This window comes from Parageobacillus caldoxylosilyticus (assembly GCF_019272935.1).
In the GTDB taxonomy this organism is placed as follows: domain Bacteria; phylum Bacillota; class Bacilli; order Bacillales; family Anoxybacillaceae; genus Saccharococcus; species Saccharococcus caldoxylosilyticus.
The window spans coordinates 3,693,092-3,718,518 of the sequence record NZ_CP040553.1 but is presented as its reverse complement, the minus strand read 5'-3'; the positions used below and the strand labels follow the sequence as shown (position 1 = coordinate 3,718,518).

The window sequence follows — 25,427 nt, the reverse complement described above, 5'->3', positions numbered from 1 at the left end:
GGAGCAAGGAATTCAATCTTAAATCAAATAATATTAAACGTGATATTAAACAAAAGAGGAAGGGTATGGGGGAATGGTTGTTCTTGAAACACAAAGGTTGATATTAAGACAGTATAAAGATGAGGATATTACTCCTCTACATCATATTTTTTCTGACCCAGAAACCATGAAGTTTTATCCAGCCCCTTTTAGCATTCAGCAAACCCAAGACTGGATTAAACGAAATCAAGATAGATATCGGAATGATGGTTATGGATTATGGGCTGTTTGTTTGAAGGAAACGCATGAATTTATCGGTGATTGTGGTCTTGTTAAACAAAAAATAAATGACAATATAGAAGTGGAGATTGGATACCACATTAATAAACAATATTGGTCACAGGGGTTCGCAACAGAAGCAGCCAAAGCATGCAAGGAATATGCGTTTGATAAATTGGGTTTAAATAAGCTGATCAGTATTATTGATCCAAGAAATGTTCCATCCATTCGTGTGGCAGAGAAGATTGGTTTCACTAAGGAAAAAGAAGTATTTATTTTCGGTAAGAACCATTATATATACTCGGGGTTAAAGAAAGTAACGAAGGGTTATTGAACTAAGGATCCGATATTTAATAAAATATGTACAAAAAAGCTACCTTACATCATAAGGTGGCTTTTTCATTTGGTCGAAAATCAATAATTAACGATAATAAAGCCTTTTAGAAAAGGGATAATAGCATGGATTGTTGAATTCTGTAAGATAGGGGGGATATATGTTACAAAAGGTGTCGCTGACAGGAAAAAGAATATCTCTTCGGACACCAACGCAGGATGATTTGCCAATTCTATATAACCTGATATATGGTGTGGAGAATCCAGAATGGAAAAAGTATGATGCTCCTTATTATCCGCTTGAATTTTGTACCTTTGAAAAGTTTTCTAAGAGAATGGAAGAAAAAATGAATGTTACCCATGTACCAAGTCAAATGATTATAGAATATCAAGGCCAAATTATAGGGATGGTTAGCTATTATTGGGAGGATCAACGTACACGATGGCTTGAAATGGGAATCGTCATATATTCTCCTGAACATTGGAATGGTGGATTGGGAACCGAAGCATTATCTTTATGGATAGACTATCTCTTTGAAAATCTAACCATCGAGAGAGTGGGTCTGACAACTTGGTCTGGAAATCCACGAATGATCAGATGTGCGGAAAAATTGGGAATGCGATTAGAAGGGAGAATGAGAAAATGCCGCTACTATAATGGCGAATACTATGATTCCATTCGGATGGGAATTCTTCGAGAGGAATGGGATGAGTTTAAAAAGAATAATCCTTTATTCAACTTCCATGAAAGAACGAGTTAACTTTTATCACCTGTGATGAAGTCTACTTCATGATTGGCTAACGGTCAGGATAGTTGAAGAATTATATTGGAAGGAGGAATTTTTCGTGGCAGAAACAGTTGTTCCAATTACAACAGATAATTTGGAACAATGTATCGAACTATATATTAAAGTTTTTAATAGTGAGCCTTGGAATGAAAGTTGGACGTATGAAACTGCTAAAGAAAGGCTTACGGATTTATTACATACTCCTAAATTTACAGGATTTTTTTGGAAAAACAATGAAACTCCAATTGGTTTTATAGCAGGAAACAGCAAAAAAACATATCAAGGAATAACTTTTTATTTAGCAGAGTTATGCATCAATAATGAAATTCAAGGTAAAGGTTATGGTTCCAAACTTCTCCAATTTTTAGAGGAGGAATTACAGAAGAAAAACGTTAAAAGCATTTATCTGTTAACTTCCAATGGAGGACTCGCAGAAAACTTCTATAGAAAAAATGGTTATGTTGTGAATAACAATAGGATTGTTATGAAAAAGAATTTGTAAATTGTATTGAGCTTGTTCCACTACGGGAGCAATATTTCAAAAAACGATATCACCTTTATCGTTCAGTAAAAGAGCCAAAGATCTAAGGCGATAAACAATAAAATTGGAGGATTAGAGATGAAGTTTTATATTGCATCCAGCTTTAAAAATATCGATGCGGTTAGATATGTAAGTGAAAAGCTAAAAAGTAAGGGATTTATTCATACATATGATTGGACTCAAAATGAAAGAGCTTCGACCATTGAACAGCTAAAAGAAATAGGTCAACGAGAGAAAGAGGGGGTAATGGAAGCGGATTTTCTCATCGTTTTACTTCCAGCAGGGAAAGGAAGTCATATTGAATTTGGAATAGCGCTTGGACATGGCAAAAAAATTTATCTTTACTCACCAAATGACGATGTGAACAACTTTGAAACGACCAGCACGTTTTATCATTTGCCTGAAGTTGAAAAATGTATTGGAACACTCGAAGAGTTGGTTGATATTGTTTCTGTGAATTCAAGAGTTTATTGAACTAAGGGTGACGATAGTTAAACAAGACTGTCAAGAAAGACCGATTTATTTCGGTCTTTTTCTGTGTTCTAAAAATCAACATTGAAATTTGACAGAGTTATTCACGAAAATATTAAAAATTTATAAATTTTTATATAATAAAAGAGTGGATTAAGAAATAGGGGAATATTACATGTTTGGAACCAGAGTTTTTTCAAAGTTTTCTCGATTTGACCGAAGCATCTCGATTCGATTTATTGGTGAAATGGCTAATAGTTTCCGTGGTACCTACTCGGGTGTTTCCAATCTACACATGATATTGAGAAGCATGATTGGTCCTGCTCTTTCCGGGTACTTTTTTGATATGAGACAGGGATCCCATTTCTATTACTAATGGGTTTCACATGCATATTTTCTGGACTTGCATATGCTCTAATCAGCCGGTCAGTGAAGTCAAGAAAGTCATTTTCTCTCTAAGCTTTGTTAAAGAACAATGTTGATTTTCCTTATTCAACTTCTTCCTTCATCTGTAGTGAAGCTCGCTTCATGGTTGGTCAACAGGTGCTTTAATTGAACAAGTAAACAAGAACAACCAAGGATCGTAACACAGTAGTCTTCTTCTTTTAATCAAAAATCAGCAAAGGAAATTTAAACAGAGACACTCATGCCAATTTTTGGGCATAACGATGCAATAAAATAAGCTGTATTGCCCACACTATTAGGTTCATATCTTTGTATAACTCTTATTTTCAGGGTAGCCTTTCATTAAGAAAGAAACTCCCAGCAATCCTGAAAAGACCACTAGGGGTTTCTTTTGTATATCCAAGTCTCAGCGAAATTTCATTGTTTATTTTTGACACCGATTGAGTATAAAGGTGATCCATATTATGTTTTTGTCAAATTTCGAGATAGTCTTTATTTCATTTGATTTTTCATGTTTTTTCTCGCTTGCCCGCGCTTTCTTTTGATGACACAATCCTCCATTGTCCCAATAAGGTCACTAATATTAGACAACCGGCAGCAAACGGAAGTCGGGAAGGTGCCAATCCGGCTAGCATCACCATCCCCCCAAGTGTGGAACCTATCGCACTACCTAAATAATTAGCGGAACTGTTTAACGCAACGACAGCTGCGCCGTGATCAGGTTGTAAGCGAAGTAGTTCATGTTGTTGCGGAGCTTGCGAGGCCCAACCCATCGCCCCCCATAGAATGAAAGGAAGGAATGATAGTATCGAAAATGAAAGTACTAATGGTAAGCTGAACATGGCTAAAGCCATTATGGCTAAAATGCCAGCCATAAGCAAGTCTGGTCGCCCCATTCGGTCAATTAAAGTGCCAATGGAAAAGCTCCCGACTACGCCACCAATGCCCCATGCCCAAAGATAAGGTGTAACGATAGGAATGTCTGCCAGATTATCCAAAATGGTTGCGATATATGTATAGAGACCCAAGCTGGCAATGCTGGTCATAAAAGTGATGCCAACAATTGCTGCCACCCGTCCATTGGTCATCATGGCAACACGTTGACGTAGTGATGGTGGCGCCGAAACTGGAAAACTTGGAAACCATATGACAATTCCTATCATGGCGATAAGACCTAGTGCGGTGATGAACCAGAGAGTTGCGTGCCAATCTAGATGTTCAGCAATGATCAATCCAAGTGGAACCCCTACGACCGTTCCCGTACTCATACCGCCCAGCGTCATACCAAGAGCGCGGCCGCGTTTCTGTTCAGGAACAAGGGATGCGGCAGCTGCAGCGGCCAACGGGGAATAAAGCCCGGCCCCGATACCTGCAATTGCACGTGCTAAAAGCAGCATGGAGAAACTCGAGGCTAGTGCACTAGCTCCGTTGCCTAATGAGAATACAGCAAGTGCCAGCACTAAAATCCTACGCATTGGCTTTCCAGCCAACAATGTCGCAAAAATTGGAGCTGCCAGTGCATAACAAAGGGTGAAGACACTCACTGCTTGCCCCGTTTGCGAAGCGCTTATTTTGAACGTTGCCCCCATATTCGGCAACAAACCAGCTATCACATAGGCATCAAACCCAAGAGCGAACATACCTATCGTGAGGAGAAGAACTTTTCGCATGATAACCTCCATTTTCACGTAATCATTCGTTATGGAAGAGCTCTTCTATTTCCACTTTACAAAACCTACTGTAATATGTCTAATATATATTTATAATCATATTAATATATAATAAGTATTAATAAGTTTAAAAAGGAGAGGCAACGCGTTGGAACTGCGTCATTTGAAATATTTCATAACAGTGGCTGAAGAATTACATTTTGGTAAAGCGGCAGCTCGTTTAAATATGGCACAACCGCCATTAAGTCTTCAAATTCGTCAATTAGAGGAAGAAATAGGGGTACCGCTGTTCCATCGAACGAAAAGGAAGGTAGAGTTAACAAAAGAAGGACAAGTGTTTTTAGAAAAAGCTTATCAGATTTTGAAGAATCTAGAGGAAGCAATCGAAACAGTAAGAATGATGAATCGTGGGGAGGCTGGGGAAATAGCGATCGGTTTCATAGCCTCAGCAGCCTATGATATTCTTCCAACCATTATAGAGCACTATCGAAAGGAATACCCTAATATTCATATAGATTTGCAACAGTTAACAACAGCGGAACAAGTGAAAGCTTTACACGAAGGCCATATTGATGTAGGAATGCTTTGCCATCCTATAAAAATAAAAAATGACACCATTCAGGTTGAAGTGATTCGACAAGAACCAATGGTGGTTGCTTTACCAAAGGATCATCCTTTAGCTTCCGAAACATCCCCAATTGATCTTATGGATTTATCCAACGATCCATTCATTTTAACGGGAAGAAAGGCAAATCAAAGCCATTATGATACAGTGATGAATGGTTGTTATCAGGCAGGATTCTATCCAAAGGTAGTACAAGAAACACAAGAATTACCTACTGTCATCTCTCTTGTTTCAGCAGGAATGGGCGTAGCTCTTGTACCAGCTTCGATGCAATATGTATTCAAAAATAAAGTTGTTTATCGTGACATTCAGAATAATCCATTTACCACTACGACGGCCCTTGCTTGGAAAAGTGACAATCTATCACCAACTGTACATGCGTTTATTGATCTAATGAAAAAATCTGTCATTCCACTCTTTAACCAGCATGATTGGAATGATCTCTTTTAGGTCAAGCAAACCGTTAAATGTGGGGGACACCAACATGAGTAAAGCGAGAACTCATTGGTGAACCATACAGAGTTTGAGTTCCATTTTAAGTCCAAATAATTGTATAAACATGAAAAGACTGATCTGGCATCAAAAATTTCAAAGAGGACAAATATAATTTCTATCTTTAGCTCAGTAAGTGCCTATATAATTCCTAGAAGAGAGTTAAATAATGTAGAGGAACAAGAACTTATCTTAAATCAAAGTTAACACACATTGAGAAAGAAACAGTAAGGTAAAAAAGAATTGATACTTCTGCCACAAAAGGAATCAAAAAGAGACATCATTCTTTTCTTACTCAATTCCCACCACCGTCTTTGGTGTCGCGAAATACGGTATGGGTGGCGAACGAGAGCATTACTTCAATAAACAGGAAGTAATGCCTTTTTTATTGAAGTGAAGAGCAGTTTAATTTAAGAATGAATATCAGAAAAATGGAAATTATATTATAATTAAAAAAACAGTTCAAGGAGGATTATTATGAATAAAAAAATAAAAATTGGTATCGTTGTATTCGGCATATTCGCATTAGGTATAGGGCTTTTTGCTTTCGCATTTGTACAAAGCATGAAGCCAGATGAGGATGAAGTGAAAAAGGTAAAAATACAAGCGCAGGAATATATAAAAAATACATTTAAAGATGAAATTGTTATTTATGACACACTATTTGATAATATGGGCAACTTCCCAACATTTGATTACGCTGCTAAAGCAGAGAACAAAAAGGATCATACACAGTTTTTAGTCTACTACAATGACGAAACAAAACAGATGGAAGACTCCTATATTGCGGAGAAGTGGGAAAAGGAATTAGAAAACAATATACGTCCTTATATTGAGCAAAAACTTGGAGCGTTGGACAAATTGTGGGTAGATTATGACGAAAGAACCGGAATAACATATAACGTTAATCCAAATGAGCCAAGTAGTTATAAAGAATACGATGCGGCACCTACTATTATCATATCTGTACCTAGAAAGCCGGCTAAAAAGGATGAAGAAATTTTTAACGAGATTGTATCATTTATTCAAAAGAACGCTGAATTAAAACATGGAATGATTTCCATTAGTTATGTTAAAAAAGGTGTACCATTAGATGATAAAGAATGGCACAAGACCTTTTAACAAATTCTAAAGAGCATATTTATAAAAAGTCAAGTCCAAATTATTTTGTAAATTTCCCTTTGATAGACATCATGGGCCTGATGATTTGACGTATGGTAGGCAAGTCTGAAAATTAATATTTTCATTCTTCTGATGGTGCCGTATAGATGCGGCATGGTTGTCTCTCATGGAAGAACGAATGAACTTCCATCATCTGTAGTGCCGCGAAATGCGGCATGGGTGGCTATGATTCAAAAAGTTATTATCAACAAAAAGGTGGGGGTAATAGTGTTAGACAAGAAAAAAGTAGGAAATATATTAGGTGTCACGTCTTTGTTGCCTGTAATCATAAGTATCATTATTTTCTATGTTGAAAGAGGTCCAAATGCTGATGTTTATTTCGTGATCACAATTTATGGCATCTTATCAATTATTGGTATTTTATTCGCGGTGTTCTCGTGGTTGATGACGAAACGTTTCTTTCTGCCAATTATCAGCTTGATAGGAAATGGAGCGGTTTTGGCCATTGCTTTTCTTTTGCTATTGGCAATGGGGATTAGTGAACCATAAAAAAATATTCTTATTCAAAGATTCTGCCCGTAGTTGCAATCTTTCTTTTTCTCCTGTAAATACACAAAAGTAGGTGGCATATAAAAATGGAAATGAGTAAGTTTATACTTCTTGGCGATATATTGATTATGAAAGTAAAGATTGATGGCGTTGATTATACATTTAGCATTAGGTGGAAAGCACCGAAGAAACCTTATGATGAAACTTGGGAACTTGTATCATATGCGAAAAATTCGACTGGTGAAAAAGATTTAAGTGAAGAACAAATTAAGAAGTTTATGGATACAGTTAATCCTAAAATGAATTGGAATATAGCAGATTTTCAAAAGTAAACTTCTTGAACTAACGGGTGTTTAGTTTAGTAAAAGATAAAAAGAGCATACATATTATACATGACTAATATGTACGTTCCTTTATTTTTTAAGGCTTTTTATAATTTAGGTCTTGATAAGCAATGGGTTCTTTTTTATTGATGATGTATAAAATTTTGTGTAAAGCATTTTGCTAGAACAAAAGAAAAAAGGTAGGGTATTCTCTGATTTGGACCAACACATTCCAGAGAAAGGAGAACCCTACCTATGTCTAAAAGTATACCGAATGTCGACTGGACAAATCAACTGGAAAGCGTCATTCGTCAGTTTGTAAAGGAAAAATTAGAACTGATCATGCGGGAAGAAATCAAGAATTTCCTCGAAATAGAACAAGCCGGAACATCGAATATGAGAAACGGCTACTATCAACGAAATCTAGATACGCAATATGGCCGGATTGAAGGTCTTTTGGTCCCTAGAGACCGAAACGGAGAATTTCAAACGCAGCTGTTTGCCCCTTACCAACGCCACACGGGCTGGCTGGAGGAAGCCATCATCAGGATGTATCAAAGTGGCATGAGCACACGTGAAATTGGCAAGTTTATTGAACGAATTTTAGGCAATGCCTATTCTCCTGCAACGATCAGCCGTATTACCGATGTAGTGAAGGAAGACATCGAGAAATGGCACACTCGTCCACTGCACAAGCGTTATTCTGTCTTATATTTGGATGGTTTATACGTAAAACTTCGTCGCGAAACCGTGGAGAAAGAAGCCATTTATGTGGTGTTAGGGGTGAATGAAGAAGGATATCGCGAAATTCTTGATTTCTTTGTGGGAGGACAGGAAAGCGCCTATGTATGGCAGGAGATTCTTCAACAACTATACAACAGGGGCGTCAAGGAAGTGCTTCTGGGCGTATTCGATGGACTACCGGGGTTGGAGGAAGCCTTTAAGGCGGTTTATCCGAAAGCCGATGTGCAGCGTTGTGTCGTTCACAAAGTCCGCAACACGCTCCATCGTGTTCGGAAAAAAGACCAATTCGAAGTGGCCGAGGATCTCAAGCTGATTTATCGCGCGCCGAATAAGGAGATGGCGTTACAAATGTTTCAACAGTTTGAGTCGAAATGGTCCAGCAAATATCCAAGAGAAGTTCAATCTTGGGCCAATGAGTTGGATGTCCTCCTTACATTTATGGATTATCCAAGCAGTATTCGAAGTGTGATTTACACGACCAATGCCATCGAACGAACGATCAAGGAGATTCGGAAACGCCTAAAACCGATGAACAGTTTGAATAGTTTAGAAGCCGCTGAAAAAATCGTGTATTTGACCATTCAAGATTTTAATGAGAAATGGGCAGGGCGAAAGTTGCGAGGATTTGCCGAAGCGCATGAAGCCCTTCAACGAATGTTTGAAGAACGTTATCATTAACCAAATACTGTAAATAAACAAAATAGGGGGATTCTCCCTTTCCACACAGGAGACTGAATATTCAGTCTCCTGTGTGGAGGAAACTAGTTCCCTATTCATTCCAAATCCATTTCAGAGAAACCCTACCCCCATTATATTACACAAAATTCTTGACGGTACCTGAAAACAAAAATTACATCAATCTGTTTAAAGAACATCTCGTAAAGTATGCATTTACAGCATTACAGCAAAAAATACTTAAGGAATCAGGGAATAATTATTCTGATTATTTCACATTTAAAGCACCAGAACTTTATAATCAGATTGTGATGGCGCAGCAGGGGTATTTTGCACATGCTCCAATGCCTTATCAGCAAACTCATGGAATGAACCCAATGCCATACGATCTCACGCATTCAGTGCCTTTGTATCCGCCAACTCATATTCACATGGGGAAATAACTACCCGGCTAGGGTAGTTATTTCCGTACTAAGCAGGTTTCAAAATATGTTAAATGTTTCAATCGCTTTTTTCTTTTGCTCAAAGTCAACATGCGTATATACTTGCGTCGTGACTAAACTTTCATGACCGAGTAGTTCTTGTACGGTACGCAAATCAACATTTTCTTTATTTTCTTGTATCAACAAGGTAGCAAACGTATGCCGTAAATGATGGAGTGAGAACCGTTGAGGTGGCAGACCTGCTTTTTGTAAGATTTCCTTAAATATCTTATGTAAACCACGCGGATTCAGTTTTTTACCGTTTTTATTTAAAAATACTGGTTGGGAAGGATGGAGCTGATATTCTTCTAAACTTCCCATATAGCTTTTAATTAATGGGACAACCATGGGATGAAGGGGGAGTAAGCGCTCTTTTTTTCCTTTCCCATATATACGTATCGTGTTGTTAGATAAATCAATTTGTTCCCAAGTTAGTTCAACAATTTCAGATCTTCGCATACCCGTAGTGGCTAACAGTTTAAATAGAAGATGGTTTCGCATCGCCATTCGACTATTATCTTGCTCCAAAAAATGAAACAGTTTTCGTAGTTCAGACAAAGACATATAAGTCGGTAATTTACTATCCGTTTTAGGAGTATCAATTCCGATCATAAAATCGCTGTCGATTAGATTTTCTTTGACACAGTATTTACTGAACGATTTTAAGCAAGAAATTCTCCGATAGATCGTTCTAGGCTTGACATTTTCTTTTGTAATCTGATGCTGGATGAAGCGACGAACATGCGTTTTTGTAATGTCATTAAGTTGTACAGAATAGCCATGTTGAATTAAGAAGTTCTCGAAACATCTCAAATCATACGCATAACCATCAACGGTATTAAGTGAATAGTTTTTTTCAATTTGCAAGTACAAAACAAATTCATCAATGGCTTGTCGAAACAACACGAAAAAACACCTCCAGTTGATAATCAACGACCGATAATAAATCGGTAAAAAACAATGATAATTCGTTTAAAAAATGATAATTCGTAGACACAAAAAATTATGAGGAACTTAGGTTAACAAGTTCCGGATAATTGATTTTATGGGCACTTGAGGGAAGAAACCCTCCATTTGTGCAGAAATTAGCTAGTCGACATAATATAAATTATAGGAAGTTATAGATTATTCTGTCTCAATATAAAGTAAACTAGTGTTATTGAGACGAAGAAGAAAAAATCGAGTATCGAGTTCAGTTTTGGCTGTATTGTATATCATATTTTGGCTGTATTGTATATCATAATTACTTATTACCATGAGCATCAAAATAAAAAGTTATAAAAGAAAAAATTAAAAAAGATACGTCCTTATTGAAAAATGAGAAGCATTTTTTTGCTGCGCCAAGTCTGGTGTTTTCTGATTTATCAAATTCCCATTTCTGCCACATGGATATGGGTTTTGTAACCCCCTTTTTTTTAATTCGTCAGCAAATGGAAAGCATTTCCTGAGAAAACATCGCTTATGAAATTGGAATGTTATGGAAATGTGCAAACAAAAATTCAATCCTCCCTCTTTTGGCAAACAAAAAGAAAATTTTGTCTCTATTCGGCGTGCAGCTAGGAGCCGCTTAGATAGTGTATTGATACGCATTTCGGGAAACGGTATGGACGGAGTTTCCATTATATATATAAAACACGGACATTTTATTCGCCCGTGAATTCCGTAACTCCGAATGTTTGGTGATAATCATATCCGTTGAAGTAAATATCCAAGTCGTGAAACAATCGGTGAAGCTGACGCATTGCTTCGCGGTTGTCTTCTTTCACAACAATCTTTGCGTTCTCTTTAATAGATTCGAAGTCTTTCGCAATGTCCTTGTTCGTTATCTTGACGCCTTCCAACGATTGAAGGATTTCGCTTGCTGTTTGCACTTGTTCCGAATATGACGCCGTGTCAATTCTTCCCCAACAAAGCGTGTCATTGTAGAATTCGTGATATTTGGAAATGAACGAATGTCCGTCCGTTCCGTCCGCAAGCGTCACAACCGATTTGTCAACGGGTTCGTTCACGACTTTTTTGTCAACGTCTTCCGATTCGTTTGCCGACGCTTCCACAATCGACGGTTCGTTGTCGGGTTTCTTCACGATTGATTTTCCTTTGTCTAAGTTCCCCAACACAATGAATACATAAAAGGCAAGGGAAGCGACAATGACGCCGCCACCGACAACAATCCCCAATATCCAACCAATCACTTTTTTCCAATTCATGAAAATAGCTCCTTTCATAACCTTTTCCTACCATTTGTGTTTTCGATACTTCAAGACCATAGCCAACATAATCATCGCAAGACCTTCGTTCAAAAATATTAAATATTAAACCGTATGTATGCACGTATATATGTATGCGCGGTCCTGCCGCTCGAATCCATCTATCTATGCCCTATGACGGCTCCCCTCCCCCCTTCAAGCAAGGCTTTCCGCTGGTATGCGATGTTTTTTGTCAAATGGTTAAAACCATATGGATTAAATCGAATAAATAAAAACGTGCAGCGGTTCCTCAATTCATCCAGGAACGCTGCACGTTTACCCGCTGCATTGTCGTTGCAGTAGGGAAATCATGATATCATCCTTCCGTGTTGATTCATTAGGCAATATCGGTATGACGGTAGCGAACGCCTTTGTATTTTACACGGATTGGCACACCTTTTTCCTGCTTGTATTTCGCCATTAACATTTTCACTTTTGAAAAGGCTTCCATCATTCCAGATGCCAAGATGGCTTCTTCCCATACCACTGGTTTTGCTTGCTCTGTGTAAAAGGAAAAGACATACTGTTTCACTTTTCTCACCTCCCTATTTATCAATTATAATCAAAAACTGTTTTTCCTAAACATAAAAACTGTTACAATTATGTTAACATTTTCTTCTATACAGCAGCAAAAACAGGCTTTCCTCACTTACACGGAAGCCTGTTTTTTTCAGTTGCTCTGCATCTTCCATTCTCAATATTCTACGTACGTGTATGGATTGATTGCCTTCCAGTTCTCATCGTACATTCCGAAATTTTTGCCGCGAGGCGTGCCCGGAGATTTCGGTATGTCTGCAGGTTTGGCCACGAACAATGTTTGTCCGGCGGTAGTGAGTTCGGATTTTCATCAATTCCACGCTTTTAAATCGGTGACTGATATTCCGTAATCGCGAGTGATCGTTGCAAGCAATTCGCTGGCTCGAGCCGTATGGGTTATATATTTATAAGGAAATGAGAGGGAAGAAAAATAGCAAATAAGGGAATTTTGTATAATGGAGGATAAAGATGGAACAGAGGAAAACCGGCATCATGAAGGAATGCCGGTTTTTTGTTTATATTGCTGCAAAACATGGACATATTCTTCTTTGATTTTTTCTTTTTCTAAGGACAACTGTTGGTGCAAATAGTCGATTACCGACTGGTCATCGGCCAATCCAGCGGCAAATTGCCGTTTAATCCAGCGCTCGGCTTCTTCTTGAGTCAGGAATGACCGTTTCTCTTTTCCTTCCTGGCAAACCATCCATGTTTCCTCTGCTTGCTGAAAGAAAAACCATTGGCCTTGATGATTGGTAAAAAAGAACCCTTCTGTTTGATCTTTTGTATTGAGCTTGTTTTGTTCCGCATCATGATATACCGGCGCAAGTGGAAACGTGTCGACAACAAAAAGCGGGAACGTTGTTTCGTCGACAAAGCAGCCGGACGCTTTCGGATGGCCTCCGCCACCAAACTGCTTCGCAAATTCAGCAACGTTCACGGTATCATGAATCGTGCGAAAGCCGATATGTTTCGTTCCCATGTTGACCATGGCAATGAAATCTAAATGAGGACAGCGTTTCGACAGGGCGTTGCCGAGCTCCGACAGATGACGTTCGGCGAAGACGATGCCGACGCAATAATCGCCAAACCAGCGTTGAACGAGCTGTTTTTGTTTCATGCGAATATAGCGCTGGATTTTCTTTTCTTCCATGTCTAAAATCAGTTCTTCTGTTTCTGTCAAGGAAAACGGCCCACCAGCAGCAAGCCGCTCGCTCATTTTGTCCCAAAACTCATCCAGTCCTAAAATCGTCAATAAATCATTCAGCCGTTTGGCGCGCGTATTGTTCGTTTCTTCCCATTCCCATGTATCATACTGGCGGACGAGTTCGACAAACTCATCGAGCGTTTCGTTCCGCTCAAGTTTTCCCTCACGGATTAAATAGTCGTAAAACAGAGATGTAGCGCACGTTTTCTTGCCTTGTTCGTCGGTCGGCTTGACCCATCCCCATGGATATTGATTAAAATGAAGTGCGGTGACGTGATGGTCGATCACTTGCACATGACCGCCGGCATTGAAACGCTCCGCCAATTTTTTCTCGACTTCTTCACCGACGGCCAAATCGGTAATAAAAAGCTCGGCTTCCCTGTTTTGCTCGTCTTCAAGGAATTGTCTTACTCGTTCATCCAAGTTGCGGTACGAACAAAAGGAAATATTGACTTCCGCGAACGCTAATTTTGCCAGCAACCCGCAGCCGATTCCATCTAAATCGCTGTCGGTAAACAATTTCACCATTCAGCACCCATCCTTTTCTTTACAAACTTTTATACAATAGTTTTTTCAATAAAGGGAATAAAAAGTCAGGAAGCTGTTCGACATTTGGCACGAGCACACTATGCTTTCCATAAATGTTTTGAATCGTCTGCCGCTGTCCTTCATCCATTTCCCCGTTTGCTAAAAAGACGTTGATTACTTCCACTCCTTGTTTGCGTGCTTCTAAGACGGCCTCATGCGTATCGATAATCCCGTTTTGTTCATAGCCGTATGCGGCTGGCTCTCCATCGGAAAAGACAAGTAAAAATTTTTGTTTTTCCGTACGTTCAAGGAGCTGTTCCGTCATGATGCGGATCGCAAATCCATCGCGGTTATCCTCCCGCGCTTCAAGCTGCATGATCGCCGGCCCGTACTGTTTTTTGCCCGATTGCGCAAAAGAAATGACTGTTTGGAAATAGTTTGGCTGTTTTGTTTCCGTTGCTTCATTTGGGTCTTCCCAAAAGCCGACGATTTGATGTGGGACAAGCAAAGATTTTAATGCTTCATGGAACAAAACAATTCCTTTTTTCGTTTCTTCCATTTTATCGTACATCGATGCCGAGCAGTCGACGAGCAAGGTAAAAGCGGCGTCTATGCGCGGAGATGGCTGCTGCTTTTTATAAAACAGGCGCGGCTGTTCTTCTGTCCAAAAACGAAGCAGTTTTTTATGCAGGCGGCCGGCATGCAAATCGGTACGCGGCTGAATTTTTTTATGTTCGAGCGTTTTTTCGATCATTTGTTTTAATTTTTTTTGGTACGGCAAAATCTCCGTTTTCATTTGTTCATATGCGGCGATATGTTCGCATGAAGGTGGATATGGAACGAGAAAGACCGCCTCCGCATATCGGTTTTCCTTGCCATAAATCTTCCCTTTACCGCTGCGGTCGTAGTCGTCGCTTCGCACGACCTCGTTTCGTTTGGCGTAATCGTTCCGCTTCGTTTGCCGCGCGGAACCTTGCACCATCGCAAGCGCTTGGTCTCCGTCCTCGCCTGGGCGCGCGCTACTTCCCAATAAATCCGTCCGCGAGCCTCGTTCCAGTTCAAAGCGGAAAAAACTTTTCGCCATATCGCTTGTTTCGCGGTGCCATGTCGGCATTTCCTGCTCATGGACGTCTTCATCGCCGCGTTTTTCTTTGTCGAGCACATCGCAGTTCGCAAGCGGATCCGTACGCTTTAAATCAGACAAGGCGAGTCCTGTTTCCCCGCTGTCATAGCTGTTTTCCGGCAGATAAAAATAGGTGTTGAGCATATCGCTTTCGAGTATTTCGCCGAGCGCTTCCGTAATTTGCAGCGTGATGCGGGACACTTCCTTTGTCGAAGCAGCATCAAAATACTGCGGAAGCGTCTGACGAAGCCACGGCATCATGCGGTCGACCGCCTCGTTCATCGCGGGAATGTCTTCCACCGGCGAATCGGATGTCAATAATAAATAAATGGCGGAAAAAAGGGCATCGGTATAAACGCTTCTTGTTAAATTGGCGCTCAGTTGGCTTTGGAAATAGCGGCGGTATACATCGCGGCGGGTGCGAAACCATCTTTTTGTGCCAGGCCGCTCCTTTTTGCAAATCTCTTCTAAGCGCAAATCTTCGGCCAACATAAACAGCTGCTTTGCAAAATGAGGAATGGCCGTCTGTTTTACCTGATCGAGAAAAAGGATGACTTGTGCCATATCGGTATGAAAGAGTGTTCCGACGGTTCGCAAGCATACATCGCTCTTTAGGCCATGTTCTTTTTCTTCCTTTGGACGGTTGTCCCAAAAATGGCTGACGTAAATCTTCCGCCCGCGAAAGTCGACATACGATTGAAAGCCGAATTCGATCTCCCAGTCTCCGCTCCTTGCCAATGTTTTCGCCAAATCAGACAGCTGCATAAACAAAAAGGAGTCAATTTTTTTATCGTTAAATAAAATAAACCGTTCCATGGCTGCTCCCTCATTGTGCAAACAACGTTTCCGCAATGTTGCGTACCGCTGCTTTTTCACGATCGTCTTCCAGTTTTTCCACAATGCCACGTTCAATGGCGCGTAGCGGCGGCAAATAAACGGCTAAATCGCACGTATCAATGAGCGCGCGAATCGAAGCGGCTTCTTCAGAGATTTGTCCGTTTCTCACTTGCGTAATTAAATCAGCAGACAAGGCAACAAAACGATCGATCAGCTTTTCGTCCGTTAATGTAGTTTGTGCCAGCAAGACGGATTTTAATGTATCCCCTTGAATATACGGAACCTCAATGACGACAAAGCGGTTTTTTAACGCTTCGTTGAGCGGCACGGTGCCGACATATCCTTCGTTGATGGCAGCGATCACACCAAACGTTTCTTTTGCTTTTACCACTTCCCCGGTAAATGGATTGGTAATCATTTTGCGGTAATCGAGGACACCGTTTAAAATCGGCAATGTTTCTGGCTTTGCCATATTGATTTCGTCAATATATAATAAATGTCCTTTTGTCATTGCCTGAATGACAGGACCTGGAACAAACTCGATTTCCGTTTTTCCGTCACGGTTTTGAATCGTTTTAAAGCCGAGCAGCGCTTCGGCATCCAAATCGACAGAGCAGTTAATGCTATGCATCGGCTGGCCGAAGATGGAGGATATCGTCTCGGCTAGCTTTGTTTTGCCTGAGCCTGTTGGACCTTTTAAGAGCACATTTTTCCCAAGGGCCAGCGCCACAATGGCATCATATAGAATCGCTTCATCGGAAGCGGTGTAACCGCCTTTTCCGATCAGATCGGCGTCATTGTCATTGAGAAATGCGTTTTTTCGATATTGGATGATTTGCTCAATTTTCTCTGGCAGTTTCACACAGTAGTCTTCCTTTCTCTTAACAATTACGGTTATTATTCTACTAAATGTCCTATTTTCACGCAAAAAAAATATTTATATACAATAAATATGTTATGTAAAATAAGCAGAAAAAGAAAACAGAGAGCCGTTACCGTACCTTAATAGCTCCCTGTCAGCTGAAATTATCCTCAATCGCTTTGCGGATGAGCGCCGCACAGCGGTCTAATTCCGCTTTTAACTGCCGTTTGTACAGTTTTGCTTTTTCATATCCGCCATCGGCAAAACGGTAATATACCACTTCTTGGTATTTCATTCCCTCTTTTTTCTGTTTCACTTGTTTTAAAATTCCATCCTCAATTAAATCATGCAGCGCTTTGTACACTTCTGAATGATTGGGGCGATATCCGTATGGCTTAAACTCCTGACGCAGCAAGTCTAAAATTTTAAGTCCATATAAACGTTCCTGTTCCGTTAACGTGATTAAATATAGTTTTAAAAACGCACGCTGTTTTAACAGAAAACCACTTGGTGTTCGTTTCTCTCCCATTTTTTCTTTCCTCCTTGTGTATTTGCTTTATTATATTTTCTTCTTTTGGGCTGAAATCCTTCTTTTGCGATGACTTTTTATTTAGAACATGGATTTATTATATCATAAAGAAAAACGGAAAGAGGCTCCCTCTTTCCTTTCTGAAGCGGTATTAATAAAAGACGATCGTTTTGTTCCCATGAATGATAACGCGATCTTCTAAATGCCATTTCAGGGCGCGGGCGAGCACCGTTTTTTCAATGATACGACCTATGCGTTTCAGGTCTTCTGGATGATGACGGTGATCGACGCGGGCGACGTCTTGTTCGATAATCGGCCCTTCGTCCAAATCATCGGTCACGTAGTGCGACGTGGCACCGATCAGTTTTACACCGCGCTCATATGCCCGCTCATACGGTCTGGCTCCGACGAACGCGGGTAAAAACGAATGGTGAATATTGATGATTCTTCCCGGAAACTCAGCAACAAAAGCTGGCGATAGTATTTGCATGTAGCGGGCGAGCACAATGGTGTCGATTTCATATTGTTTTAACAATTCGATTTGTTTTCGTTCCGCCTCCGCTTTCGTTTCTTTCGTCACTGGGATATGAAAGTACGGGATGTCCATCGATTCAACCGTGCTGCGCAAATATTCGTGGTTGCTGATGACAAGCGCAATGTCAGCGATCAGCTCCCCTGCCTGCCATTGCCATAATAACTCGAGCAAACAGTGCTCTGCTTTTGACACAAATATCGCGATTCGTTTGACATCATTATGTAAGCGGAGGCGCCAATCCATATGAAACGATGCGGCGATGGGCTGAAAAGCGGATTCGATCTCTTGCTTTCGCACCGCGATATCCGGACAATCAAATTCGATTCTTAAGAAAAAAGTGCCTCCTTCAGGATCAGTGGAATATTGACTAGATTCTACAATATTTGCGCCCTGTTCGTATAAAAACGATGTCACCGCCGCAACAATACCTGGTTTGTCCGGGCATGAAATTAACAAACGAGCCCGGTTTTCATAGGTTTGTAGAAACGATTGCCAGCGATGTTCACGAAATGTTTGCATATGGCCATTTTCCCCCTGTATATTATTTATTTATCCTTCATCATATAAAAAACATCATATAAAAAAACGGTCGGAATGCCAACCGTTTTTTTATTTATTTGCCTTATCGTCCGTCTCAAATAAGGATAAATATTCTCCATATCCTTCTTTTTCTAAATCTTCTTTTGGAATAAACCGTAATGCAGCGGAATTAATACAATAACGGAGACCGGTTGGCGCCGGACCGTCGTCAAAGACATGACCTAAGTGGGAATCCGCTTTACGGCTCCGCACTTCCGTTCGAATCATTCCGTGGCTTAAATCGAGCTCCGTTTTAATGTTTTCCGGATGAAGCGGCTTCGTAAAGCTCGGCCAACCGCAGCCCGCATCAAATTGATCTTTCGTACTAAAGAGCGGTTCCCCGGAAACGATGTCTACATATATTCCTTCGCGTTTGTTATTCCAGTATGGATTGTCAAACGGCGGTTCCGTCCCGTTTCGCTGCGTCACTTCAAATTGAAGAGGAGTTAGCTTTTTCCGCAACATTTCTTCCCGCTTTTTATCCCGCCAGTGCTCTTTTAAAAACGCATCGCGACCCGAGCCGATCCGGTACAGTTTATAGCGAAGCGGATTTTTCTTATGGTAATCTTGGTGATACTCCTCCGCCGGATAAAACGTGGATGCCGGCAGGATTTTCGTCACGATCGGTTTTGTGAAGCGACCGCTTTCTTCGAGTTCCCGTTTCGACTTTTCCGCGAGAAGGCGCTGTTTTTCGTTGTGGTAAAAAATCGCCGTGCGATATTGCGGACCGCGATCGTGAAATTGTCCGCCGTCATCGGTCGGATCGATTTGCCGCCAGTAAATGTCGAGCAGCTTTTCATATGGAAATACGTCCGGATCAAAGGTAATTTGCACCGCCTCATAGTGGCCGGTCGTTTTTGAACATACTTCCTCATACGTCGGATTTTCTTTATGGCCGCCGGTATACCCGGAAACGACACGGATAATTCCCGGCTGCTCTTCAAATGGCGAAACCATGCACCAAAAACAACCGCCGGCAAATGTCGCTAATTCATATCCCATAAGACGCATCCCTCCTTTTTATTTATCATATCAAAAAGGGCACCTTCCTCCAAACAGAAAGGTGCCTGTCCATCTAATCATTATTTCGTTAAATCGCCGGCTGGGCCGAAAAATTCATAATGAATATTTTCGTCGGAAACGCCCCATTCTTTTAACGCATGATAGACCGTTTTCATAAATGGGATCGGTCCACAGAAATAAAAATCTGCTTCTTTATTCGATACAACCGATTGTATCCAAGGTAAATCAATAAACCCTTCTTTTCCGAAATAAGGATGTTTCCGGTCTTCCTCCGAAGGAGACTGATAGCATACATGATACGAAAATGACGGATGTTCCGCTAAACGGCGCAACGCTTGATCGAACGCGTGAACGTTTCCATTGATTGCCGCATGAATAAACGTTACTTGGCGATTAGGTTGATGCGAAACAGCTGTGCTTGCCATGCTGAAGAGTGGCGTAATGCCCACGCCGCCGCTAATGAGCACAACCGGTGTTTCTTTTGACATATCGAGCGTGAAGACACCAGCCGGTGCGCTTAATTCAAGCACATCCCCTTCTTGAACATGATCGTGTAAATAGTTGGATACAATCCCGGCTGGTTTGTCCGCCGTTGCCGCTTCCCGTTTGACGCTAATGCGGTAATAGCCTTTTCCAGGCGCATCGGATAAGCTGTATTGACGAATGTGGGTATATTTTTCCCCTGGAATAGAGACTTTGACACTGACATATTGTCCTGGTAAATACTCGCTAATTTCCCCACCGTCTTCAGGAACGAAATAAAACGAAGTAATGACATCGCTTTCTTTTACTTTTTTCTGAACGATGAAACGGCGGAAATCTTTCCATCCTCCCCGTTTGGATGCGGCTTCTTCATACAATTGCGCTTCCACCTTAATAAATACATCGGCGATGGCTTGATATGCTTCTTCCCAAGCATTGATGATTTCGTCTGTCGCCGCCTCTTTCAGCACTGCTTTAATCGCCAGCAACAAATGTTTGCCGACAATCGGATAATGCTCTGGTTTAATTCCCAGGCTTCGATGCTTATGGGCAATTTGTTCGACGACAGGCAAAATTGCTTCCAGCTGATCGATATATTTCGCCGCAGCGTAAACTGCTGCCGCAAGCGCTCTTTGCTGCCGTCCTTGTTTTTGGTTGGCATGGTTAAAAATATTGAGCAGTTCTGGATGATTTGAGAGCATGGATTGATAAAACCACTTCGTAATTTGTTCCCCGTGTTGTTCAAGTACAGGAACGGTCGCTTTCACAATTTCAATTGTTTTTTGGCTTAATGTTGTTGTTGTACCCATTTTTACATCCCCCATAAAACATGTATTTTAAATACATCTTTAATTGAACCATGATTGTTTCTTAAAAGCAATATTTAAAATACATCTTTAACAAATTGTTCACAATTCTTGTTGGGGGATGGATTATGGTACAATAATACTAAAAAGCTAATTTCAAAGGTGTGAAGTAAATGCAGCTGACCAACTATACGGAATATGCATTGCGCGTTCTTCTTTTTCTAGGGGCGCTGGAGCGTGGAGAAAAAACAAATATTAAAGAAATCTCCCGCACTTTTTCTATTTCGGAAAATCATTTAAGCAAAATTGTGTATGAACTTGGCAAACTTGGATATATTGAGACGATCCGCGGACGAAACGGAGGGATTCGTCTCGCTACAGAACCGGAAAACATTCGAATTGGTACGGTTGTCCGCCAAACAGAAGACAACTTATCCCTTGTCGAATGCTTCGCCAGTCATGGCAATCATTGCATCGTCACTCCGGTTTGCCAGCTAAAACACGTGTTGCATGAAGCGCTGGAGGCATTTTTGCATGTGCTGGATTCGTATACATTGGCCGATTTACTTGCCAATAAACAACATTTACAAGCGATTTTCCGTAAAGGAGAACAATAAGGAGCTTGTTCTAGTGTAAAGAGCAAGCTCCTTTTATTTTTTCAAAAGATAAAAGGCATACTATAAGCAAAATCGCTTTCAGGAGGAAAAACATGAGAAAAAAGTGGATTCTGCTTTTATCGATGTTTTGTCTTATGACTGGTCTTTTCGCCGGCTGCGGCAACGATGATGGGAAAGAAGAAAAGCGAAATCAATCGTCTAATATGGGCGGCGGGATGAATACATCGGGAACAGGCCGTTAGTATCCTTTTGTTTGTCACATTTCGCAAAATATATTAATATTAGAGACGTGCGACAAAATAAGCGATGATCATGAAAAGGAGGTCACAATGAAACGCGTGCAAGATACATTACCACCTTATGTAAAAGTCGAAAACGGCGAACTTTGGCTTACTGAGGATGACCGCGAAAATTTGAAAATCAGCTATCGCATCAAAGACGTTATTTTCTCGGAGCCGTCGGAATTTCAGCATGTGATGATTTTAGATTCCTACGATTTCGGCCGCATGCTCGTCCTCGACGGAGTGGTGCAAACGACATCGATCGACGGCCATATTTATAATGAAATGATTTCGCATATTCCGCTGCAGCTGCATCCAGCGGCGAAAAAAGTGTTGATTATCGGCGGCGGTGATTGCGGTGCGGCGAGAGAAGCGGCGAAATATCCACATATTGAAGAAATTCATATGGTAGAAATTGATGAAAAAGTAGTGCAAGCGTGCAAAGCGCATTTGCAAGAAGTATCGGGCAACTTATCCGACCCGCGCGTAAAATTTATTTACGATGATGGGGTTGCATTTGTCCGGGAACATAAAAACGAATATGATGTCATTATTATCGATTCGTCTGACCCGGTCGGTCCAGCGGAGGCGCTCTTTTCTCGAGATTTTTACGCCAACGTCCGCCGCGCATTAAAAGATGACGGACTAATGGTGTGCCAAAGCCAGTCTCCTATTTTCCATTTAGATATTTTACGTCGGACGTATAACAATATTGGCGAATTATTTCCGCATGTAAAAGTATATACAGCGACCGTGCCTACCTACCCAGGAGGATTATGGAGCTTCACAATCGGCTCGACCAAACCGCTCTCCTTCCCGGAACAAGCCGCCATTCCAGCGGATACGAAATATGTGAATGAAGGCATATTAAAACAATGTTTCGAGCTTCCGCAATTTTTGAAAACCGCATTGGAAAAACGATAAGATAAAAGAGCAGTCTGAGTAGACTGCTCTTTTATTGTAGGGCGCGCTTGGCCACGATGGAAACGGTAATATCATCGGCCGGCGGATTATGCAGCCCGGCGCGGACGTCGCGATAGTAGCGCTGCAGTGGATTGTCTGCAAATAAACTTTGTCCTCCGACAATGCGCATCGCTAAATCAACGACATTTACCGCCGTATTGGTTGCTGTATATTTTACCGCTGCCAGCTCTTCCTTCATCTCTGCTCTTTTTTCTGGATAACGGTCCCATTGGTCGGCAATGGCATACATAAAGTGGCGCGCATTCATCAATTGTATGTCCATTTGCGCGATTTTCCGCTGCACTTCCGGCACTTCGGCAATCGGATGCGGCAAGCTGTTTGGCTGGTATGCTTTTGCAAACCGAATCGCTTCGTTGCGTGCGGCAATCGCAATGCCTAAATAGCAGGCAGGGATATGCAAAAGCCAGCCTTGCGCCGGCTGGCCAGCCTTTGGCGTGCCAATGATTTCGACAAGCGCCTCTTCTTCGACTTCGACATTGTCTAAAAGGATGTCATCGCTTCGCGTCGCCCTCATCCCAAGCGTATTCCACGTTTTTTCGATCGTTAAGCCGCTTGCCGTTTTTGGCACAAGAAAATTGCCGATCTCGCCCGTCGCTTCGATCGTCGCGGAAATAATAAAATAATCGAGCGCCGGCGCCAGTGAAGCAAACGTTTTGCGCCCGGAAATCACCCAGCGTCCGTTGCGAAATTCAGCGGTCGTTTCCGGTTTTCCGCCGCGCGCCGGGCTGCCGGTCGCTTTTTCGGAATGAGCGCTGTTTAATAACACCTGCTTTTCTACTACTTCACGGCAAATCCGGGCAAAAACGGGCTCCGGCCATTTTTTCGTCACCGCCAAACTTAGCAAAATCCCTAAATGCCAGCCAAGCGACAATGCGGTCGCGCCGTCGCCTTGGGCGATCGTTTCCTGAACGAGAAGAAATTCATATAAGGAAATTTCTTCTCCGCCATATTGCTTTGGTACGGTTAAGGATAGAAAACCGGCTTGTTTTAAATCACGGAAATTGGCAAACGGAAATTCTCCGTATTCATCATGCCAGGCCGCCCGTTCGTGAAACCTGGCGGCCAGCTCGCGCGCCTGTTCGTATAAATTTCGCTCCCGCTCCGTGCGCAATAGCAAATGATATAGCTCGTTCATTCGTTCTCCCCTTCTCTTCTAATATGTTTTTATTTTACCTGTTACGGGGCGGGGAGGAAACCAATATGTCTCACAATGCAAAGAAACCGCGGACATAGCGGTCGTCGCCACGATGGTAAAACTCATTTTTGGTTTGATCATACATATATTCTTGCTTCCACGTGTCTGCGTAACGGACGATATGGCGGATGGCGCGGATGATGTCATACACCTCTTCGTTTGTCATAATCGGATGCAGCGAAATGCGTACCCATCCTGGTTTGACAAATAAATTTCCTTGCTCGACTTGCTTCATCAGTGTTTCTGATTGTTCTTTATCAATGCCAAGCAAATAATGGCCGTACGGGCCGGCGCACGAACAGCCTCCGCGCACTTGAATGCCAAAGTGGTCGTTTAACATTTTGACAACAAGATTATAATGCATTCCTTCAATGATAAACGAGACAATGCCAAGCCGGTCTTCGCGATGTCCTTCTAACACACGGACGCGGGGAATTTGTTTTAAATGCGACAGCAACAGGGACGTTAATTCCTTTTCCCGCTTCTGTATACGCTCAACTCCCATTTTCTCTTTTAAGCGAATGGCAAGCGCCGCTTTGATTGTTTGCAGAAACGGAGGCGTTCCCCCGTCTTCCCTCGTCTCAATGTCTTCGATGTATTTATAATTTCCCCATGGATCGGTCCATAGAACCGTCCCTCCCCCCGGATGATCAGGGATGCGGTTTTGATACAGCCGCGCATCGAAAATAAGCACCCCTGCGCTTCCCGGGCCTCCTAGAAATTTATGCGGTGAAAAATAAATAGCGTCTAGTTTTTCAAGCGGGTCAGCGGGATGCATATTGATCTCGACATATGGAGCGGAAGCGGCAAAATCGATGAAGCAAATGCCGCCGTGTTCATGCATTATTTTGGCCAGAAAATGATATGGGGTTTGGATGCCCGTCACATTGGAACAGGCAGTAAAAGCGCCGATCTTTAACGGGCGGTGCGCGTATGTCTCTAGCAGTTCACGCAAATGGTCAACGTCTACATCCCCATTCGCAGTTGGACGAATCGTGATTACTTCCCCGATCGTTTCCGTCCATGATAGCAAATTCGAATGATGTTCCATATGCGTCACAAAAATAACGGGGCGTTCGTCATCGGCAAGGGAAAGGCGTGCTTTCCACCGTTCAGGCACACGTAATCCCAAAAGCCGTTGCAATTTATTGACAGCGCTCGTCATCCCCGGCCCTTCCATGATAATCACGTCATGTTTTCCGGCATGGACGTGATGTTTAATGATTTCTTTGGCATATTGATATGCTAACGTCATTTTTGTGCTCGTAATATTGGACTCGGTGTGGGTATTCGCCACCAGCGGCCCAATCTCCTCGATGATTTTTTCTTCAATCGGTCGATAAAGGCGGCCGCTTGCCGTCCAGTCGGCATAAATCAGCTTCTGCTCGCCAAACGGTGTGGAAAACGTAAAATCCGTGCCGATCGTTGCTTCACGAAATGGGCGGAAATACGTCTCTAAATCCCCGCGGCATGTAAACGTCGTTTCCCCTATTTTTGCTTTAATTTCCATCGGCCTCCCCCTTTCTCCTATTCATAAAGTATGTTACAACCATTGTTTGGTCCATAAAAAAATCCGCCTG

General features: G+C 41.7%; 25 protein-coding genes. 12 read left to right on the top strand and 13 right to left on the bottom strand.

Annotation, left to right across the window (positions count from 1 at the left end; translation table 11 throughout):
- Positions 1 to 73 precede the first annotated feature (73 nt).
- The 4 genes from BV455_RS18865 (at position 74) to BV455_RS18850 (ending at position 2,394) form a co-directional block, all read left to right on the top strand.
- Entirely contained in the window at positions 74 to 592 is a 519-nt protein-coding gene (locus BV455_RS18865) for a GNAT family N-acetyltransferase (RefSeq protein WP_218687556.1), read from the top strand.
- Positions 593 to 752: 160 nt separating this feature from the next.
- A complete protein-coding gene (locus BV455_RS18860; RefSeq protein ID WP_218687555.1) occupies positions 753 to 1,352 on the top strand; it encodes a GNAT family N-acetyltransferase in 600 nt (199 codons plus the stop codon).
- Positions 1,353 to 1,437: 85 nt separating this feature from the next.
- Positions 1,438 to 1,881: a GNAT family N-acetyltransferase gene (locus BV455_RS18855; RefSeq protein ID WP_087960200.1), complete on the top strand. Its 444-nt coding sequence runs from the start codon at positions 1,438 to 1,440 to the stop codon at positions 1,879 to 1,881.
- Between the two features lie 117 nt (positions 1,882 to 1,998).
- Complete coding sequence (locus tag BV455_RS18850) at positions 1,999 to 2,394, top strand: nucleoside 2-deoxyribosyltransferase (protein ID WP_218687554.1); 396 nt, start codon at positions 1,999 to 2,001, stop codon at positions 2,392 to 2,394.
- Between the two features lie 911 nt (positions 2,395 to 3,305).
- On the opposite strand, the gene BV455_RS18845 is transcribed toward BV455_RS18850, so the two are convergent.
- A complete protein-coding gene (locus tag BV455_RS18845) occupies positions 3,306 to 4,466 on the bottom strand; it encodes an MFS transporter (protein WP_218687553.1) in 1,161 nt (386 codons plus the stop codon).
- A 148-nt stretch (positions 4,467 to 4,614) separates the two neighbouring features.
- On the opposite strand from BV455_RS18845, the gene BV455_RS18840 reads away from it, so the two are divergent.
- From BV455_RS18840 to BV455_RS18820, 5 genes are all read left to right on the top strand, one after another.
- Complete coding sequence (locus BV455_RS18840; protein ID WP_218687552.1) at positions 4,615 to 5,541, top strand: LysR family transcriptional regulator; 927 nt, start codon at positions 4,615 to 4,617, stop codon at positions 5,539 to 5,541.
- 519 nt (positions 5,542 to 6,060) lie between these two features.
- Entirely contained in the window at positions 6,061 to 6,705 is a 645-nt protein-coding gene (locus BV455_RS18835; protein ID WP_218687551.1) for a hypothetical protein, read from the top strand.
- Positions 6,706 to 6,930: 225 nt separating this feature from the next.
- Entirely contained in the window at positions 6,931 to 7,254 is a 324-nt protein-coding gene (locus BV455_RS18830) for a hypothetical protein (RefSeq protein WP_235605642.1), read from the top strand.
- Positions 7,255 to 7,340: 86 nt separating this feature from the next.
- Complete coding sequence (locus BV455_RS18825; protein WP_020755374.1) at positions 7,341 to 7,586, top strand: hypothetical protein; 246 nt, start codon at positions 7,341 to 7,343, stop codon at positions 7,584 to 7,586.
- 246 nt (positions 7,587 to 7,832) lie between these two features.
- On the top strand, positions 7,833 to 8,999 hold the full coding sequence (locus BV455_RS18820; protein WP_081162984.1) for an IS256 family transposase: 1,167 nt from the start codon (positions 7,833 to 7,835) through the stop codon (positions 8,997 to 8,999).
- A 479-nt stretch (positions 9,000 to 9,478) separates the two neighbouring features.
- On the opposite strand, the gene BV455_RS18815 is transcribed toward BV455_RS18820, so the two are convergent.
- The 10 genes from BV455_RS18815 to hmpA all read right to left on the bottom strand — a co-directional run bounded on the left by BV455_RS18815 (position 9,479) and on the right by hmpA (position 20,773).
- A complete protein-coding gene (locus BV455_RS18815) occupies positions 9,479 to 10,384 on the bottom strand; it encodes a tyrosine-type recombinase/integrase (protein WP_008881860.1) in 906 nt (301 codons plus the stop codon).
- Between the two features lie 737 nt (positions 10,385 to 11,121).
- Positions 11,122 to 11,685, bottom strand: a complete 564-nt coding sequence (locus BV455_RS18810; RefSeq protein WP_017434080.1) for a hypothetical protein — start codon at positions 11,683 to 11,685, stop codon at positions 11,122 to 11,124.
- Between the two features lie 376 nt (positions 11,686 to 12,061).
- Positions 12,062 to 12,256, bottom strand: a complete 195-nt coding sequence (locus tag BV455_RS18805) for a hypothetical protein (protein WP_081162366.1) — start codon at positions 12,254 to 12,256, stop codon at positions 12,062 to 12,064.
- A 495-nt stretch (positions 12,257 to 12,751) separates the two neighbouring features.
- Complete coding sequence (locus BV455_RS18800; RefSeq protein WP_017434078.1) at positions 12,752 to 13,993, bottom strand: DHH family phosphoesterase; 1,242 nt, start codon at positions 13,991 to 13,993, stop codon at positions 12,752 to 12,754.
- Between the two features lie 19 nt (positions 13,994 to 14,012).
- Complete coding sequence (locus BV455_RS18795) at positions 14,013 to 15,932, bottom strand: vWA domain-containing protein (protein ID WP_218688071.1); 1,920 nt, start codon at positions 15,930 to 15,932, stop codon at positions 14,013 to 14,015.
- Positions 15,933 to 15,942: 10 nt separating this feature from the next.
- Complete coding sequence (locus BV455_RS18790; protein WP_217499500.1) at positions 15,943 to 16,809, bottom strand: ATP-binding protein; 867 nt, start codon at positions 16,807 to 16,809, stop codon at positions 15,943 to 15,945.
- Between the two features lie 160 nt (positions 16,810 to 16,969).
- Entirely contained in the window at positions 16,970 to 17,344 is a 375-nt protein-coding gene (locus tag BV455_RS18785) for a replication termination protein (RefSeq protein ID WP_017434075.1), read from the bottom strand.
- A 151-nt stretch (positions 17,345 to 17,495) separates the two neighbouring features.
- Positions 17,496 to 18,398: a formyltetrahydrofolate deformylase gene (gene purU / locus BV455_RS18780; RefSeq protein ID WP_218687550.1), complete on the bottom strand. Its 903-nt coding sequence runs from the start codon at positions 18,396 to 18,398 to the stop codon at positions 17,496 to 17,498.
- Between the two features lie 90 nt (positions 18,399 to 18,488).
- Positions 18,489 to 19,460, bottom strand: coding sequence for a peptide-methionine (S)-S-oxide reductase MsrA (gene msrA / locus BV455_RS18775; protein WP_218687549.1), 972 nt, complete (start codon positions 19,458 to 19,460; stop codon positions 18,489 to 18,491).
- Positions 19,461 to 19,540: 80 nt separating this feature from the next.
- The gene (gene hmpA, locus BV455_RS18770) at positions 19,541 to 20,773 is read right to left on the bottom strand and encodes an NO-inducible flavohemoprotein (protein WP_218687548.1); all 1,233 of its coding nucleotides are present in this window, start codon (positions 20,771 to 20,773) and stop codon (positions 19,541 to 19,543) included.
- A 170-nt stretch (positions 20,774 to 20,943) separates the two neighbouring features.
- On the opposite strand from hmpA, the gene BV455_RS18765 reads away from it, so the two are divergent.
- The 3 genes from BV455_RS18765 to speE all read left to right on the top strand — a co-directional run bounded on the left by BV455_RS18765 (position 20,944) and on the right by speE (position 22,592).
- Positions 20,944 to 21,387: an Rrf2 family transcriptional regulator gene (locus tag BV455_RS18765; protein ID WP_042408089.1), complete on the top strand. Its 444-nt coding sequence runs from the start codon at positions 20,944 to 20,946 to the stop codon at positions 21,385 to 21,387.
- A gap of 92 nt (positions 21,388 to 21,479) precedes the next feature.
- Positions 21,480 to 21,629, top strand: a complete 150-nt coding sequence (locus tag BV455_RS18760; RefSeq protein ID WP_169735603.1) for a hypothetical protein — start codon at positions 21,480 to 21,482, stop codon at positions 21,627 to 21,629.
- A gap of 87 nt (positions 21,630 to 21,716) precedes the next feature.
- Positions 21,717 to 22,592: a polyamine aminopropyltransferase gene (gene speE / locus BV455_RS18755; RefSeq protein ID WP_017434069.1), complete on the top strand. Its 876-nt coding sequence runs from the start codon at positions 21,717 to 21,719 to the stop codon at positions 22,590 to 22,592.
- A gap of 31 nt (positions 22,593 to 22,623) precedes the next feature.
- On the opposite strand, the gene BV455_RS18750 is transcribed toward speE, so the two are convergent.
- Both BV455_RS18750 and BV455_RS18745 read right to left on the bottom strand, forming a co-directional pair.
- Complete coding sequence (locus tag BV455_RS18750) at positions 22,624 to 23,787, bottom strand: acyl-CoA dehydrogenase family protein (RefSeq protein ID WP_017434068.1); 1,164 nt, start codon at positions 23,785 to 23,787, stop codon at positions 22,624 to 22,626.
- A 70-nt stretch (positions 23,788 to 23,857) separates the two neighbouring features.
- Positions 23,858 to 25,357, bottom strand: a complete 1,500-nt coding sequence (locus BV455_RS18745) for an aminotransferase class V-fold PLP-dependent enzyme (protein WP_017434067.1) — start codon at positions 25,355 to 25,357, stop codon at positions 23,858 to 23,860.
- Positions 25,358 to 25,427 lie beyond the last annotated feature (70 nt).